The organism is Stenotrophomonas sp. 86156_Sma, from assembly GCF_056481625.1.
The window spans coordinates 3888065-3900689 of sequence record NZ_CM151157.1 but is presented as its reverse complement, the minus strand read 5'-3'; the positions used below and the strand labels follow the sequence as shown (position 1 = coordinate 3900689).

Sequence of the window (12625 nt, the reverse complement as noted above, 5' to 3'; positions counted from 1 at the left end):
CCATGCGTATTGGCATCAAACTGATGCTGGTCGTTGCGGCAGCCCTCGTGGCTGCCGCACCGGCGCATGCACAGCGACAGAGCCTGGCCGACCGCGTTGGCGCGATCGAGCAGCAGATGTACAACAACAGTGCCAACCAGGACCTGTTGAACCAGATCAATCAGCTGCGGCAGCAGGTCACCAGCCTGCAGGCCTCGATCGAGCAGTTGCAGCACGACAACGCCCAGCTCAAGCAGTCCGCCCAGGACCAGTACCTGGATCTGGACAGCCGCCTGAACCGGTTGGAAGGGGGCAATGCCGCCCCGGCCCTGCCGCCCGTTCCGGCGAGCGCGCCGAAGGCCGCCCCGGCCCCGGCAAAACCCGCAGCGGCGGCCACTTCCGAGCGGCCGCCTTCCGTCCATGGTGATGCCGGCAGCCTTGCCGCCACCGGCGACGAGCGCACCTCCTACAACGTCGCCTTCGATTCGCTGAAGGCCGGCAAGTACGATGATTCGGCGCAGCTGTTCCTGAGCTTCCTGCAGCTGTACCCGAACGGCGTCTACGCGCCGAACGCGCTGTACTGGCTGGGCGAGAGCTACTACGCCACACGCAATTTCCCGATGGCGGAGACCCAGTTCCGTGAACTGCTCTCGCGCTATCCGACCCACGACAAGGCCGCTGGCGGCCTGCTCAAGGTCGGCCTCTCGCAGTATGGCGAGGGCAAGGTCGACCAGGCCCAGCAGACGCTGGAGACCGTCGTGGCGCAGTACCCTGGCTCGGACGCCGCGCGCACCGCGCAGGACCGCCTGCAGTCGATCCGCCTCGGCAAGCAGATCCGCTGATCCGCTGACCGGGCGTACAATACGTGTCCTGTAGAGCCGAGCCCACGCTCGGCTGCTTTCGTTTCCGGACCGGCAAACCCGCCCGGATCCGGTAGCGCCGGGCCATGCCCGGCGGCTTGCATTACCGGCTGGGCCACACCCGACCGGCTTCAGTTGTAGAGCCGAGCCATGCTCGGCTGCTTTCGTTACCGGCCACGGTAGCCCACCCGCCACGTGTCCCACCAAGAAGTCCCCGCCATGACCGCCGTTACCTCGTCCAGCGCCGCCGCCACGCCCAGTGAGATCGTGCAGTCGCCCCTGCCACGCCTGAAGATCACCGAGATCTTCACCTCGCTGCAGGGCGAAGCCGATACCGCCGGCTGGCCGACCGTGTTCGTGCGCCTGACCGGCTGCCCGCTGCGTTGCCAGTACTGCGACACCGCCTATGCCTTCCATGGCGGCACCTGGTGGGACATCGACGACATCGTGGCCGAGGTACTGGCCCAGGGCGTGCGCCACGTCTGCGTGACCGGTGGCGAGCCGCTGGCACAGAAGCGCTGCCTGGTACTGCTGCAGAAGCTGTGCGACGCCGGCATGGATGTCTCGCTGGAAACCTCCGGTGCGCTGGACGTCAGCGCCGTGGACCCCCGGGTATCGCGCGTGGTCGACATCAAGACCCCGGGTTCGGCCGAAGTGGCGCGCAACCGCTGGGACAACCTGCCGTTGCTGACCGCCCGCGACCAGATCAAGTTCGTCATCTGCAGCCGCGAGGATTACGACTGGGCCAAGTCCCTGTTGGCCGAGCACGATCTGGTGAAGCGTTGCACCGTGTTCTTCTCGCCGAGCAAGGGTGAGATCACCGCGCGCCAGCTGGCCGACTGGATCGTCGAGGACCGGCTGCCGGTGCGCTTCCAGATGCAGTTGCATAAAATCCTGTGGAACGATGAGCCGGGCCGATGAGCCCAGGCAGCGTTCCCTGATGTAGCTCCGGCGCGGGACAGCGTGCTGGCTTTCCCCTCCCAACCGGATGTTTTACCCATGAAGAAGGCAGTCGTGCTTCTCTCCGGCGGCATGGATTCAGCCGCCGTCATCGCCATGGCCCAGGAACAGGGCTTCGCCGTGCATGCCCTGAGCGTGCGCTACGGCCAGCGCCATACTTCCGAACTGGATGCTGCCGCCCGCGTGGCCAAGGCCCAGGGCGTTATCGCGCACAAGACCGTGGACGTGGACCTGCGCAGCATCGGCGGCTCGGCGCTGACCGACGACATCGACGTGCCCGAGGCCGGCGGTGCCGGCATTCCGGTCACCTACGTGCCGGCGCGCAACACCATCATGCTGTCGCTGGCGTTGGGCTGGGCCGAAGTGCTCGGCGCCAACGACATCTTCTGCGGCGTCAACGCCGTGGACTACTCCGGCTACCCGGACTGCCGTCCCGAATTCGTGGCCGCGTTCCAGGCGCTGGCCAACCTGGCCACCAAGTCGGGCGTGGAAGGCGCGGGCATCAAGGTGCACGCACCGCTGCAGTTCCTCAGCAAGGGCCAGATCGTCAGCGAAGGTGTGCGCCTGGGCGTGGACTTCGGCCTGACCGTGTCCTGCTACAACGCCGACGCCAACGGCGCCGCCTGCGGCCACTGCGATGCCTGCCGCCTGCGCGCGCAGGGCTTCACCGAGGCCGGCGTAGCCGACCCGACGCTGTACGCCTGACCGCGCAATCACTCTCTCGGTGGGTGCGAACCGTTGGTTCGCACTCCTTTGCCTACCGCTGCCGCAACCACCCCGACGCGTCAATAAACGCCCGCACCGCCTCCGGATCGGCATAGTCCAGTTCGATCATCCGTGCGATCGCCGCCTTCTCATCGGCCTGCTGCCGCATGTACCCCTGCGCGATGCGATACCCGGCGTAGTACCCCACATCACTCACCCCGAACGGATTGCGGGCGCTGTTGTAGAGCCAGTTGTCGAGATTTTCCCCGTTCATCTCAGCAATGAAGCGCGTGCGGATTTCCGCTTCGTGTGTTGCGCCGTAGTCGTAGAAGGGTAATGCCGGCCGGCGCCCACTGATGCGCTCCGCTACATACTCGGCCACACCCTCGCGCACCGCGTACTGGGCCAGGCTGTCGGTGGTCTCGCGCTGCTGGGTATGTACGTACTCGTGCAGGTTGTTCTGCGCGTTGTTCGCCCCCGGGCGGCTGTCGTAGAAGATCCGCAGGCGGCTGCGCATCGGCTCCGGCAGCTCGCTCACGTCCACGCGCTCATCGCCCAGCGCCATCTCCGCTCCGATCAGCACCTTGTCACCCAGCGTCGTGCCGCCGGTACGCAGAACTCCGACCGCATAGGTGATGGTGGCGGGGCGCAGGGCGGGGTAGAGCGTACGGAAGGCGGTCAGGTCCCGTTCCAGTGTGGCGCTGGCCTGCTGCGCGTTGGTGGTCAATGGCCGTACCGACGTCCAGAAGCGCGGCCACGTACGCATGGCCGTGGCGTATTCGCGGGCGGTGTAGTTGCGCACCTGCATCAGCGCGTGCAGACCGGGGCTGCCCGGATCGATGTAGCGCTCCTGGACCAGTGCGACCTGGCGTTCAACGTCGGGCTCGGTGCGCACGGCGTCATAGGTAGCCCAGAAGCGGCCGATATCATCAGTGACGACCTGGGGCGGGGCGGCCAGTGCTGCGCAGGGCACCAGCAGGGCGGCAATGAGGCAGAAGGGCAGGCGCATCCGTGGCTCCGGGGAAGGATCACAGATGGGATGCGACGGAGGCCCGGAAGGTTTAAGCCGGCGGCCCAGATCGGGGTAGTGCCGGCCGCTGGCCGGCAACCTCATGCACCAGGGTTTCACCCGGCCCGGCAAAGTAGGGTAGAATGCCCACCCCGCCGAAAGGCTGGGGCAGTGCAATGGGCCGTTAGCTCAGTCGGTAGAGCAGAAGACTTTTAATCTTTTGGTCGAAGGTTCGAATCCTTCACGGCCCACCAATGCGATCAATGACTTAAAGCGCCCTAGTGGCGCTTTTTTCATCGCCTCCGTAATTCCCTCCGTAAAACACCCTGCGGTTTTCCTCAACGATCCTTCATCGTGGAAGGCTTCACGCGTGGCACGCTCTTGTCGTAGACCTTCATCATCGCGTCGGTGACGCCCAAGGCATCCTGTCTCTCGGCGCGGTTGCCGGCAGTGTCCGTGCCACCCTTTCGCTTGAGGTCGTGCAGGCTGAAGCGTTCCTCGGCCACGATGACCCCGGAGCTGATTGCGAGCTGGATGAAGCGCTGCCAGGTGCTGTCCAAGCTGGTCTTCTGCAGGGGCTCACCGTGCTCTGCAAGGAACAGGTGGCGCTGATCGGCCCGTAGCTGCACCGGCAAGCTGTGGCGCCCGATAATGGCTTCACGACGAGCGATCGCAGCATCCCATGCGCTTCGCAGCCGAGGGGTCCACTCGACCAGGTTGTCGCGACTGCGCTTCCGGCGATTAGTATGCAGCCCCTCGGTCGTGCCCTGCGCTTCAGTCAGGGTGAGGGTCTCAATGCCGCGCAAGCGACAGAGATATCCCAGCTCCATGATCATCCAGAGATAGGGTGGAACTGCGCCCTCAGTTCTTGCTGCACGCTGGGCTCGCTCTTGTGCGAAGTTCAGCAACTTGATGTATGCGTCATCGGTGGGCAGTCGCTGCCGCTTCCGCTCCTTCGCCTGCTCCAGGCCTTGGGCGGGATTGTGGTTCACGATGCCTCGATTCAATGCCCAGCGGAACACGAGCCGCGAGTACCGCAGCACCTTGTTTGCTTTGGTGGGTGTCCCTGCGGACTCAATCCGATCAACAAGGCGCTGGAAATTGTGATTGCGCAGTTTGTTCACCTGGAGCTTGCCGAAGGGCACGCCCAGGTTCGTGGGGTAGCCCACCAAGACATTGCGTGCTGACTCGTAGTCGGCGCGTGTACCGGCGGCGAGACCTTTGAACTTGGCGCTGTCGTGGTACTGAGTGCAGACCCACTCAACGGTTCCGGTGTTCTCCCCAGATTCCATGAGGCCATGCAGCTCGGAAAGCTTGGCCTCGGGGCCGGCGACCGTTCTGCGAGCCTTTCGCGGGCCGTCGATGCCAGTCGCGGCTTCGAAAATGTACCAGCGGCCACGGCCCGTTGCATCCCAGTACACGCCCTTTGGGATCTTCGCCTGGTCGATGTGTGGTGGGATGGACGGATTATGCTTTCGCGGACGTGGTGCCATCAGAAAAGGTCAGTCCCATATGTGTCGTTGGACGCCTGCTGCAGTCCGAGCGCAGCGTTCATGGCAGCGGCGGTCGTCCAGATGCCGCCTTTGCCGTCGTACTTGTAGCGAATCCCTTGCCCGCGAGCCCACGCCTCTACCGTTGACAGGCGTGGGCGCTCACCTGGTCGGCAGAGTTCTTGCAGATCCTGGAACTGGAGAACCTCTCCAATCATGCGAACAGGTCCAGTTGGGCCGGCAGCGCCGGCGGTGGGCTGGGGGCGGACGCCGGTGCTACCGGAGTACGGCGTGGCTTTGCCGCAGGCGGTGCATGCTGCACCAACTGCAGGTAGTCTCCGTCGCCGCGCATCTGCCAGGGTCGCCCCTTGATCGGGCAAACGTCGTGGTAGCCCGCGTCGTAGTGACCGGCAGGCGGCCCTTCGCGATACCTGAGCTGCACCTGGTAGTGCGGCCGACCCGCGAACCTTCCCGATTCGAGGTGTGGGCCAGTCACGCTCTTGACGGTAAACAGCGGAAAGCAACGACTCCAGTTGGTGTCGTCGCCCGGCTGATCGGGTTGACCGTAATCAGCCCTGGGCTCGTCTTTGTACCAAGCCCATACCTTGTCACCGACTTGGAACGCCCGCAGATGTTCAGTACCCGCATGAGTGCGATCAGGAAGCGGCGGGAACAAGTCGCGGATTGAGTACCAGTTTCCGCGACCGGTCATATCGCTCAACTGCGTCATCGGGAAGAGGGCGACGGCGATGATGCCGCCGCGCATCAGGTAGAACGCACGCCTGCATGGAGTGGGGCCTGCCTCGATGCTGGATAGGATGGTTTGACGCGACCACCCCTTGGCGAGCCTCCGCGAAACGATGCCGTCGGCGATTTTGAATGCCAGGTCCTGGTCGATGACAGGTTGGCCTTCCCACGGTGCAGCGGTGAGCGGCTGGTCAGCCGTGGGCGCCGCCGTGTTGATGGTGATCGCCTTCATCGCCAGCCCCTCAGATACTCGCCGAACGTCACGCCACCGTCGTAGCGCAGGAACTGTTGGTAGCGCTGCTGGGACCTAGTCAGTTTCGGCGGCGGCGGAGTGTGCTCCTGCACCGCTGCGCGGCCGGCAGCGGTGACCGTGAACAGGTCGTCGCCACCGGTGATCGCATTGCCCGCGCGCCGGGCCATGAATCCACGCTCGACCAGCGCCATGCAGTGCCGGTGGTCGGCTCCGCCCTCGCCGGTGACGAAGTGGTTCCGATAGCTGCGCTCCAGGCCGCCCTCGCCGACGCCCAGGGCGTGGCGGAGGATCTGCAGCTCGGCGTCCGGCAGCGCGGCTGTGGTCGTATGGTCAGCCATGGGCTTCATCCTCTCGGTCTGGGAAGCTCGCAACCATTGCCTTGACGGCTCCCACGATGTCGCCCACTTCAAACTCGCGTCGGCAGTCGCCGAGGTGATAGCGAATGGAATGGATAGCCATTTCCCAGCGGTCCTTTCGGACGATCTTCCCGTCCGCGCGGAACTCGTAGTCAGACGGCTCGCCCTCGGCGTATTTCGGGTGGCGCAGGTCGCGCTCGGTCACCTCTCGGCTCATTTGCCCACCGCCTGGCTGTCGAATGTCGCGAATGCAGCCTTGCAACCCGGCTTCCGGCACCGCTGACGCGCAGCGATGGTTCCGGCGTCCACCTCCGTCTCTTCGGTGTGGAAGGGGATTCCGCAAGCGGGACCGCGATCTGCCCCCCGCCTGTTGCCGGGGCGGTCCACGATGGCGTGCCACTTGGGCGCGCGCGGGTTGTGCCCGTGACCACTCGGGCAGGCGTAGAACGACGCATCACGCAGAGCGGCCTTCACGATTGCACCGCCGGGCTGTCGATCAGGTCCAGCTCGGCCAGGCGCTCAGCACGAGGGCGCATGTGCTGGAAGTCGACCGTGTGGCGTGCGATTGCATCGATCTCCGCGCAAGGCCACGGCACATCCGTATCGCGGGTACGGTTCTGCTTGACGGCTTCCTGCTCCGTGTAGCGGCCAGCTTCATCCAACCTGGTGACGTAGCCAGCCCCGTTCGGCGCCCACCACACCGGGCAGTTCCCCACGAACTGCCGCGTGTCTTGGATGTAGAACATGGGTTCCTGCGCCAGGTCCACGGCCTGCGCGGGCGGCTGCGGTGACGCGTAGAAGGCGGTCAGCGGACGCGCGTGCAGGAACGACTCTGCCAGTGCGCGATCCTGGTCCTTGGTCCAGAACCGGATGTTTCCGTTCTCGGCGAACTGAATCCACAGCGCTGCACGTTGCTCCCCCACCGGCTGGCGGGCGGCGAGTGCTTCTCGCAGCTCTGCGATGGCCGCAAGGATCGGCTCAGCGCCACCCTGCTCCGGATCGCAGCCCAGCTCCCGCGAAACCTCGGCCAGCGCGGCGCAGGCGTCCACGAACATGCGCTCGTAGTTCAATCCTCCCTGACCACCCGGGGAGGGCTGGGCGGAGAGGTAGAGCGGGACATACTCGCCGCGAAGCTCGACCGCCGTTTCAGATGGCGGATTGCGTCGGGCCGTGGCGGCGACAACACCCTTATTGAAGAAGTTCGGCGGAACCCATGCCGCAGGTTCATGCGCTCCAATCTGGCGGCTTTCTGCGGCAGCTCTCCACGCAGTCCATGCGCACCGAGTAGCGGCGAATTCATACCGCCCATCCTCCCGCGTCAGCGCATATCCAGCACCTTCGGCCCACGCCTCAAACCGCGCCCGCTCGGCCTGATCCCCCAGCCCCACCCTCCCACCGGGCTGCGCGTCCGCCAGGGTTATCTTGTCGTTGCTCATGCCTGATGCTCCTTGTGCTGGTGCCACTTGATCGAATGGATGCGCCGTTCTGCCTTGTGGCTGAACCGTCGCGGGTGGGCTGCAGAGCGCAGCCAGGGGAATCGGGTATGGACACGGCGCATCAGTCGGTGGCTTCTGGCGTGCTGCAGATGGCCAGCAAAGCTGGCGATGCGGTTGGACAGCTCACGGAAGTCCGCTGGGAAGCCGCGCAGCTTGTCGCCCTGAACGTGCATGCCTTCCCACTCGGCCAGCGCTGTGTGCAGGTGGCCAACCACGCGGCGGCGCGCCAAGGTGTGCGTCGGGTAGATCACGTAACCTAGGAAGTCCAGGCCGTCCGTGAGGCGACAGAGCTTCTGCTCGGCCTTCAGGCGCAGGCCGAGATGGTTCTTCAGGAACGCCTCGATCTGGTCTCGCCAAGCGGCCAGCTGCTCGCGGTCGTGGTGGAACAGCACGAAGTCATCGACATAGCGCAGGTAGCGCTTGGCCTTGAGGACGTGCTTGGCGAACTGGTCCAGCGCGTCCAGGTAGACGTTGGCGAAGAACTGGCTGGACAGGTTGCCGATGGGAAGGCCGCGGCCGGCTGGGGCGTTGGCGAGCTTCTTGTGCGGCGGCACCTGTGCCTGCTCGGCGGCGGTGGCCCGGTACTGGACACCCGCGTGCAGCGGCGAGCGGCGCAGCAGCGCGTGCGTGGCCTGCTGGACGATCAGCGGTGCACCACGGCGTCGCAGCCGGGTGCGCAGCATCCGCCAAAGGGATGGCCGGTGGATGCTGTTGAAGAAGTTGGCCACGTCCAGCTGTAGATACCAGCCGCCTCCCTGGCCGCTATGCACCTGACGCACGAACTGCTGAGCCCTGCGCACGGCTGCATGGCTTCCGCGCCCCTTGCGGTTGGCGTAGCTGTCGTGGATGAACGTCGGCTCCCACATCGCTTCCAGCTGCGGCACCAGCCAGTGGTGCACTACGCGGTCGGCGAAGTCCGGCGCATGGATCTCGCGAGCTTTCGGGCGGGTTGCCACGAAGCACGTCGAGGGCCGTGGCTCCCAGCGGCCGGCCAGCAGCTCCCGCTGCAGCTGCAGTAGGCCGTCGGTCCAGCGGTGATCGAAGCGCAGCTGGTTGAAGCTCGGAACCTTCTGGCGGCGCGCACGCCGCCATGCCTGGTACAACTCCTGCAGGCCTACCTCTCCCTGAAACTCACCGGCACGACGCACGGCCAACGCGAACCCGTTGTTGTTGCGGTGGTTGTTGTTGACGTTGCCGTTGTTGAAATTGACGTTCCACGCGGACGCCGAGGACCAGGCGGCCGCCTCCCCATACACTTGCGACCAGGCCGCGCAGCCCGGATGCGGATAGCGCGGCTTCGTCATGAGTTGGCCCCCGCAAGGGCGGTACGGGTACTCAGTTTCTTGCCACGCTGCGCGACGCCATCGGCTTGCGCATTCTGGGCATGGGAGACTTCGCGAAGGCGGCGGCGCCAGCCGCCGGCCTGCATGCCCAGCTCTTCGGCCAGGCGGATAAGCATTTCAAACTGGCGGAAGCTGGCGAAGGCGCCAACCCTCTTGCCGATCTGCAGGAGCTGCTTGAGGGCATCGATATCCCGCACCAGCACCGCCACCCATCGCGCCTGCTCAGCGCGCTCGCGCCAGGCGTTGTTGGCGTTGATGAACACCAACTGGGAACGCGCGCGCAGGTCACTGCCGATCTGGTAGCGATGGTAGCGAGCGAACCGGCGCACGGCGTTCTCGATCTCGACAGCCATGTGTTCGGCGGTCTTGATGATGGGTGGGGGCTGGAATCGGGAGGTCATCGGGGAAGCCTCAGCAGAAGATCAAATCACTGACCGGCACGACGCACGGCCAACGCGAACCCGAGGTTGTAGCGGTGGCCGTAGTCGACGCCGCCGTCGAAGAAACCGACGAGCCACGCGGACGCCGAGGACCAGGCGGCCGGAGTCTTCGACCAGTACCAGTCGTTCTGGATATCGCGGAAGAAGTCGGTGTTGATGGCCGGCGAGTAGCGGCTGCGGTCGATCAGCAGCTGCAGTTCCTCGATGGTCGGCAGATCCCAATCGGTGTGGCCGAGCAGGTCCAGGCGCTGGGCGGCGGTCTCGCACTCGGCGTGCGGAACGTCGCTGTCCACGATGTTGGTGGCGGTGAAGGTGAGGCCGTAGTCGGGCAGCAGCACGGCGACGTGGTCGGTGGCAGTGTCCGGCAGCTCGGAACCGTCGGCGGCGATCTTCTTGAACTTGATGGGGTTCATGGTTGCTCCAGGGAAAGGATCAAAAGGGCCAATTACTGACCGGCACGACGCACGGCCAACGCGAACCCGTTGCTGAGGCGGTGGTAGCTGTCGACGAGGCCGCTGCTGAAACTGACGAGCCACGCGGACGCCGAGGACCAGGCGCAGGGCGTGCTAGTCCAGTGCCAGCGGGGCAGCACGCCGGGGAACAGAGAGGTATCGATGGCCGGCTCATGGCGGGTGTCATCAACCAGGGCGGCAAGTTCTGCGCGGGTCGGCATGCCCCAGTCGTCGTAGCCCAGCAGTCGCAGCTCGCTGCAAGCCTTCTCGCAGTCGGCTTGGCTCATCGGGTCGCCATCGCTGTCGCCGATGGACTTGACCGCCCACATGAGGCCAGTGGCGTGGTCGATCACCGCGACGTGGTCGGTGCGCGGGTCGCTGCCGGCAGCGCTGGTGCCGTCGGCGAATAGCTTCGTGTGGCCGGTGGCATACCGGTTGATGGACTGGTCGTCATCGAGCTCGATCAGATGACCGGGTCGGAGGGTTTCGCTGGAGATGAAGATCTCCGCTTCACCCTTGGTGCGAATGGTGATGGCGTTCATTGGGTTTTCCTTGATGGATGGCGCGTTGAAGTGCGGCTATCAGGCTGGGTGGTGCTTGGTGTGATATGCCGATTTGGGGGTGGATAGTTCGCGCTTGTTCAGCGCTTCGATTGCCAGGGGCCGCACGAACCACGCAGCGAGGCCGTCTTCCGTCTCGCCTAGCCACGCCAGACGCCAGTCCTCTCCAGGTGCCTCCGGGTTCCAGTCGTGCAGTTCCTGTGCGGCGTTGTAGACACCAGAACCGATGCTCTCTTCGGAAAGCTCTCCCTCGACCACGACCAGGTCGAAGCCCTGGGCAAGGAACAGCGGCCGCAGCGATACCTCGCGACCGTCAGCCCACACGGGCACGTCGGGGTGACACAGAATCTCGCCGTCGGCATTTCGCGCTGGGAGGCGACTCGGGTGGTACAGGCCGCGCCACGGGTCGGCTGGATCGATCATGGTGCGGGTCTGATTCCTGACCAGCTCCAGCAGCTCGGTCGCCTGCGCCAGCCGGGCACGGGTGGTATCGCAGAGCGGCGTGTCGCCGTCCTGCAGGCTGCTACGCAGCGTCGAGACATACGCGGCTACGGGGGCTTCGAACACGCGCAGATCCTGCAAGCGCGGGAGGCGGTGATGCAGATCACGCAGCGCGTTCTGGGCCTGGGCGAGAGTGATGGCCTTCGCCTGGTTTGGCAGCCACACGGCCTCGACCGCGATCGCGTTGATCGTGTCGAATGCGTCGCGCAGGACGGGGCAATTTGTCGGCAGAGCCGTGGTGTTCGCAGTCATTGGCGGGCCTGATCGAATTGGGTGAAGGTGTTGACGAAGGCGCCGGCGAGCGGTGCATTGCAGACGGCATGCGCCTCGTCGGCAGGGCGACAGGGAAACGGAGGCGTGCGGCGGTACCGGCAGTTGGGGTCGTTGGCGTACTTGCCGTCCTTGAGTCGAATCACCTGGTACTCAGGGAACGCCTCATCAGGCAGCGTCTGACGCGCCTCCTGCATCAGCGCTACGAAGCGTGCCTGCCACTCGACCGGCATCGACTGCAGGGTGCGTCGCGGCACGACGTGGTAGGCCGCGCGACTGAGGCCGAATGCGTGCCATGCCGGGCCATCGGAGTAGGTACTGCCGGGCCTGCCGGGTTCTGTGACGGTTGCCGGGTGCGATTCGCTCATGCGTGCGCCACCGCCAGCAGTTCGCGCATTGCGCATCCGTGATGAAGAACGCGCGACGTGACGTGCGCGATCGCATCTGCATTGTTGGTTAGGACGAGCGTGTCGTGGAGCGGATACGCGGTGTGGCCATCCCAATCGTCCAATACGTCCTTCATGCCGAAGTGCTCGCGCAGCTCCTGCGCGTTGGTGGTTTTGCCGCAGCGTTGCGGCCCGTAGATCACAACTGAACGGCTCATGCGTGGATTCCTTTCGTGCTGCGCGTAGCGCGGTGGTTGGGGGAGATCGACCGAACACGCACGCCCTGGCGGTCGAGCCAGCGGCGCGCGGCCTGTGCGGCAAGTCGGTTGAGGGAAAACGTGACGCCGCCGAGGGTGAGCGAGTGGTGCGATACCCCCACGCTCCGGCTGGCGCTGGCGGCGACCTTCAGGAGCGACTCGCGGGGCGCAGCGGTGTAGAGGCCGGCCCATAGCCAGCCTTGGCACACCATCAGCACGAGCGACTCGCCCTGGTGGCCGGTGGCGAATTGCTGCTCCACTGGCAGGATGGGCTGCACGCTCATGCTGTGAGCGCCAGGTCGCGTGCCCTCGCGATCTCGGCCTCTGCGGCAGCGAGGCCGAGATCGGTCAGGGTCGCCTTGCGCGGCAGCTGCGGGTCGTCGTACCGGATTAGGACGCGCTCATCCAGCCAGTTCATGACGCGGCGCGTGAAGACCTTCTCCGGTCGGTTCGTGGGCGCGAATCCGGCGCGGGTGCGGTGCAGTGCGTGGTCCGAAGCGGCATGCGCTGCCAGCAGCGCGGCGCGTTCTTTCGGCTTGAGTGCGGCGGCCATAGCGTGTC

General features: G+C 65.5%; 18 protein-coding genes and 1 tRNA gene. 4 read left to right on the top strand and 15 right to left on the bottom strand.

The features are described 5' to 3' along the window. Positions 1–2: 2 nt before the first annotated feature. The 3 genes from ybgF to queC all read left to right on the top strand — a co-directional run bounded on the left by ybgF (position 3) and on the right by queC (position 2504). On the top strand, positions 3–821 hold the full coding sequence (gene ybgF, locus ACZK33_RS18100; RefSeq protein WP_010481611.1) for a tol-pal system protein YbgF: 819 nt from the start codon (positions 3–5) through the stop codon (positions 819–821). A 237-nt stretch (positions 822–1058) separates the two neighbouring features. Then, complete coding sequence (gene queE / locus ACZK33_RS18095; RefSeq protein WP_049463254.1) at positions 1059–1760, top strand: 7-carboxy-7-deazaguanine synthase QueE; 702 nt, start codon at positions 1059–1061, stop codon at positions 1758–1760. A 78-nt stretch (positions 1761–1838) separates the two neighbouring features. Then, positions 1839–2504, top strand: coding sequence for a 7-cyano-7-deazaguanine synthase QueC (queC, locus tag ACZK33_RS18090; protein ID WP_049422913.1), 666 nt, complete (start codon positions 1839–1841; stop codon positions 2502–2504). Positions 2505–2556: 52 nt separating this feature from the next. On the opposite strand, the gene ACZK33_RS18085 is transcribed toward queC, so the two are convergent. After that, positions 2557–3513, bottom strand: a complete 957-nt coding sequence (locus ACZK33_RS18085) for a DUF2268 domain-containing putative Zn-dependent protease (protein WP_423174880.1) — start codon at positions 3511–3513, stop codon at positions 2557–2559. Between the two features lie 178 nt (positions 3514–3691). Here ACZK33_RS18085 and ACZK33_RS18080 point away from each other — a divergent pair. Next, positions 3692–3767, top strand: a tRNA-Lys gene (locus ACZK33_RS18080). Between the two features lie 84 nt (positions 3768–3851). Here the strand turns inward: ACZK33_RS18080 and ACZK33_RS18075 are convergent. The 14 genes from ACZK33_RS18075 to ACZK33_RS18010 form a co-directional block, all read right to left on the bottom strand. Further along, entirely contained in the window at positions 3852–5006 is a 1155-nt protein-coding gene (locus ACZK33_RS18075; RefSeq protein ID WP_049400774.1) for a site-specific integrase, read from the bottom strand. A gap of 211 nt (positions 5007–5217) precedes the next feature. Then, positions 5218–5982, bottom strand: a complete 765-nt coding sequence (locus ACZK33_RS18070; RefSeq protein WP_049400772.1) for a hypothetical protein — start codon at positions 5980–5982, stop codon at positions 5218–5220. Then, the gene (locus ACZK33_RS18065) at positions 5979–6341 is read right to left on the bottom strand and encodes a hypothetical protein (RefSeq protein ID WP_049400771.1); all 363 of its coding nucleotides are present in this window, start codon (positions 6339–6341) and stop codon (positions 5979–5981) included. The genes ACZK33_RS18070 and ACZK33_RS18065 overlap by 4 nt, the downstream gene beginning before the upstream one ends. Beyond that, positions 6334–6564, bottom strand: a complete 231-nt coding sequence (locus ACZK33_RS18060) for a hypothetical protein (protein ID WP_204373570.1) — start codon at positions 6562–6564, stop codon at positions 6334–6336. The genes ACZK33_RS18065 and ACZK33_RS18060 overlap by 8 nt, the downstream gene beginning before the upstream one ends. 265 nt (positions 6565–6829) lie before the next feature. Then, on the bottom strand, positions 6830–7795 hold the full coding sequence (locus ACZK33_RS18055) for a phiTE_015 family protein (protein WP_080355134.1): 966 nt from the start codon (positions 7793–7795) through the stop codon (positions 6830–6832). Further along, positions 7792–9159, bottom strand: coding sequence for an RNA-directed DNA polymerase (locus tag ACZK33_RS18050; protein WP_049465572.1), 1368 nt, complete (start codon positions 9157–9159; stop codon positions 7792–7794). Before ACZK33_RS18050 ends, ACZK33_RS18055 begins: the two co-directional genes overlap by 4 nt. Beyond that, complete coding sequence (locus tag ACZK33_RS18045) at positions 9156–9599, bottom strand: four helix bundle protein (RefSeq protein ID WP_049400542.1); 444 nt, start codon at positions 9597–9599, stop codon at positions 9156–9158. Before ACZK33_RS18045 ends, ACZK33_RS18050 begins: the two co-directional genes overlap by 4 nt. A gap of 26 nt (positions 9600–9625) precedes the next feature. Next, entirely contained in the window at positions 9626–10051 is a 426-nt protein-coding gene (locus ACZK33_RS18040; RefSeq protein ID WP_478453686.1) for an Lcl C-terminal domain-containing protein, read from the bottom strand. A gap of 32 nt (positions 10052–10083) precedes the next feature. Continuing rightward, on the bottom strand, positions 10084–10632 hold the full coding sequence (locus ACZK33_RS18035; protein ID WP_478453684.1) for an Lcl C-terminal domain-containing protein: 549 nt from the start codon (positions 10630–10632) through the stop codon (positions 10084–10086). A gap of 39 nt (positions 10633–10671) precedes the next feature. Beyond that, positions 10672–11403, bottom strand: coding sequence for a hypothetical protein (locus ACZK33_RS18030; RefSeq protein WP_049400539.1), 732 nt, complete (start codon positions 11401–11403; stop codon positions 10672–10674). Beyond that, a complete protein-coding gene (locus ACZK33_RS18025) occupies positions 11400–11789 on the bottom strand; it encodes a hypothetical protein (protein ID WP_049400538.1) in 390 nt (129 codons plus the stop codon). The genes ACZK33_RS18030 and ACZK33_RS18025 overlap by 4 nt, the downstream gene beginning before the upstream one ends. After that, positions 11786–12025, bottom strand: a complete 240-nt coding sequence (locus ACZK33_RS18020; RefSeq protein WP_049400537.1) for a hypothetical protein — start codon at positions 12023–12025, stop codon at positions 11786–11788. The genes ACZK33_RS18025 and ACZK33_RS18020 overlap by 4 nt, the downstream gene beginning before the upstream one ends. Beyond that, positions 12022–12348 carry a hypothetical protein gene (locus tag ACZK33_RS18015; protein ID WP_004152667.1) on the bottom strand — a complete coding sequence of 109 codons (327 nt, stop codon included), beginning with the start codon at positions 12346–12348 and terminating at the stop codon, positions 12022–12024. Before ACZK33_RS18015 ends, ACZK33_RS18020 begins: the two co-directional genes overlap by 4 nt. Beyond that, positions 12345–12617, bottom strand: a complete 273-nt coding sequence (locus ACZK33_RS18010; RefSeq protein ID WP_049400536.1) for a hypothetical protein — start codon at positions 12615–12617, stop codon at positions 12345–12347. Before ACZK33_RS18010 ends, ACZK33_RS18015 begins: the two co-directional genes overlap by 4 nt. Positions 12618–12625: the final 8 nt, after the last annotated feature.

Bases quoted from the DNA above. Each gene is read 5' to 3' on its own strand.
- ACZK33_RS18050 (WP_049465572.1), bottom strand. From the start codon at position 9,159: ATGACGAAGCCGCGCTATCCGCATCCGGGCTGCGCGGCCTGGTCGCAA.
- ACZK33_RS18030 (WP_049400539.1), bottom strand. From the start codon at position 11,403: ATGACTGCGAACACCACGGCTCTGCCGACAAATTGCCCCGTCCTGCGC.
- queE (WP_049463254.1), top strand. From the start codon at position 1,059: ATGACCGCCGTTACCTCGTCCAGCGCCGCCGCCACGCCCAGTGAGATC.
- ACZK33_RS18045 (WP_049400542.1), bottom strand. From the start codon at position 9,599: ATGACCTCCCGATTCCAGCCCCCACCCATCATCAAGACCGCCGAACAC.
- ACZK33_RS18085 (WP_423174880.1), bottom strand. From the start codon at position 3,513: ATGCGCCTGCCCTTCTGCCTCATTGCCGCCCTGCTGGTGCCCTGCGCA.
- ACZK33_RS18015 (WP_004152667.1), bottom strand. From the start codon at position 12,348: ATGAGCGTGCAGCCCATCCTGCCAGTGGAGCAGCAATTCGCCACCGGC.
- ACZK33_RS18055 (WP_080355134.1), bottom strand. From the start codon at position 7,795: ATGAGCAACGACAAGATAACCCTGGCGGACGCGCAGCCCGGTGGGAGG.
- ACZK33_RS18010 (WP_049400536.1), bottom strand. From the start codon at position 12,617: ATGGCCGCCGCACTCAAGCCGAAAGAACGCGCCGCGCTGCTGGCAGCG.
- ACZK33_RS18070 (WP_049400772.1), bottom strand. From the start codon at position 5,982: ATGAAGGCGATCACCATCAACACGGCGGCGCCCACGGCTGACCAGCCG.
- ybgF (WP_010481611.1), top strand. From the start codon at position 3: ATGCGTATTGGCATCAAACTGATGCTGGTCGTTGCGGCAGCCCTCGTG.
- ACZK33_RS18075 (WP_049400774.1), bottom strand. From the start codon at position 5,006: ATGGCACCACGTCCGCGAAAGCATAATCCGTCCATCCCACCACACATC.
- ACZK33_RS18065 (WP_049400771.1), bottom strand. From the start codon at position 6,341: ATGGCTGACCATACGACCACAGCCGCGCTGCCGGACGCCGAGCTGCAG.
- ACZK33_RS18025 (WP_049400538.1), bottom strand. From the start codon at position 11,789: ATGAGCGAATCGCACCCGGCAACCGTCACAGAACCCGGCAGGCCCGGC.
- ACZK33_RS18020 (WP_049400537.1), bottom strand. From the start codon at position 12,025: ATGAGCCGTTCAGTTGTGATCTACGGGCCGCAACGCTGCGGCAAAACC.
- queC (WP_049422913.1), top strand. From the start codon at position 1,839: ATGAAGAAGGCAGTCGTGCTTCTCTCCGGCGGCATGGATTCAGCCGCC.
- ACZK33_RS18040 (WP_478453686.1), bottom strand. From the start codon at position 10,051: ATGAACCCCATCAAGTTCAAGAAGATCGCCGCCGACGGTTCCGAGCTG.
- ACZK33_RS18035 (WP_478453684.1), bottom strand. From the start codon at position 10,632: ATGAACGCCATCACCATTCGCACCAAGGGTGAAGCGGAGATCTTCATC.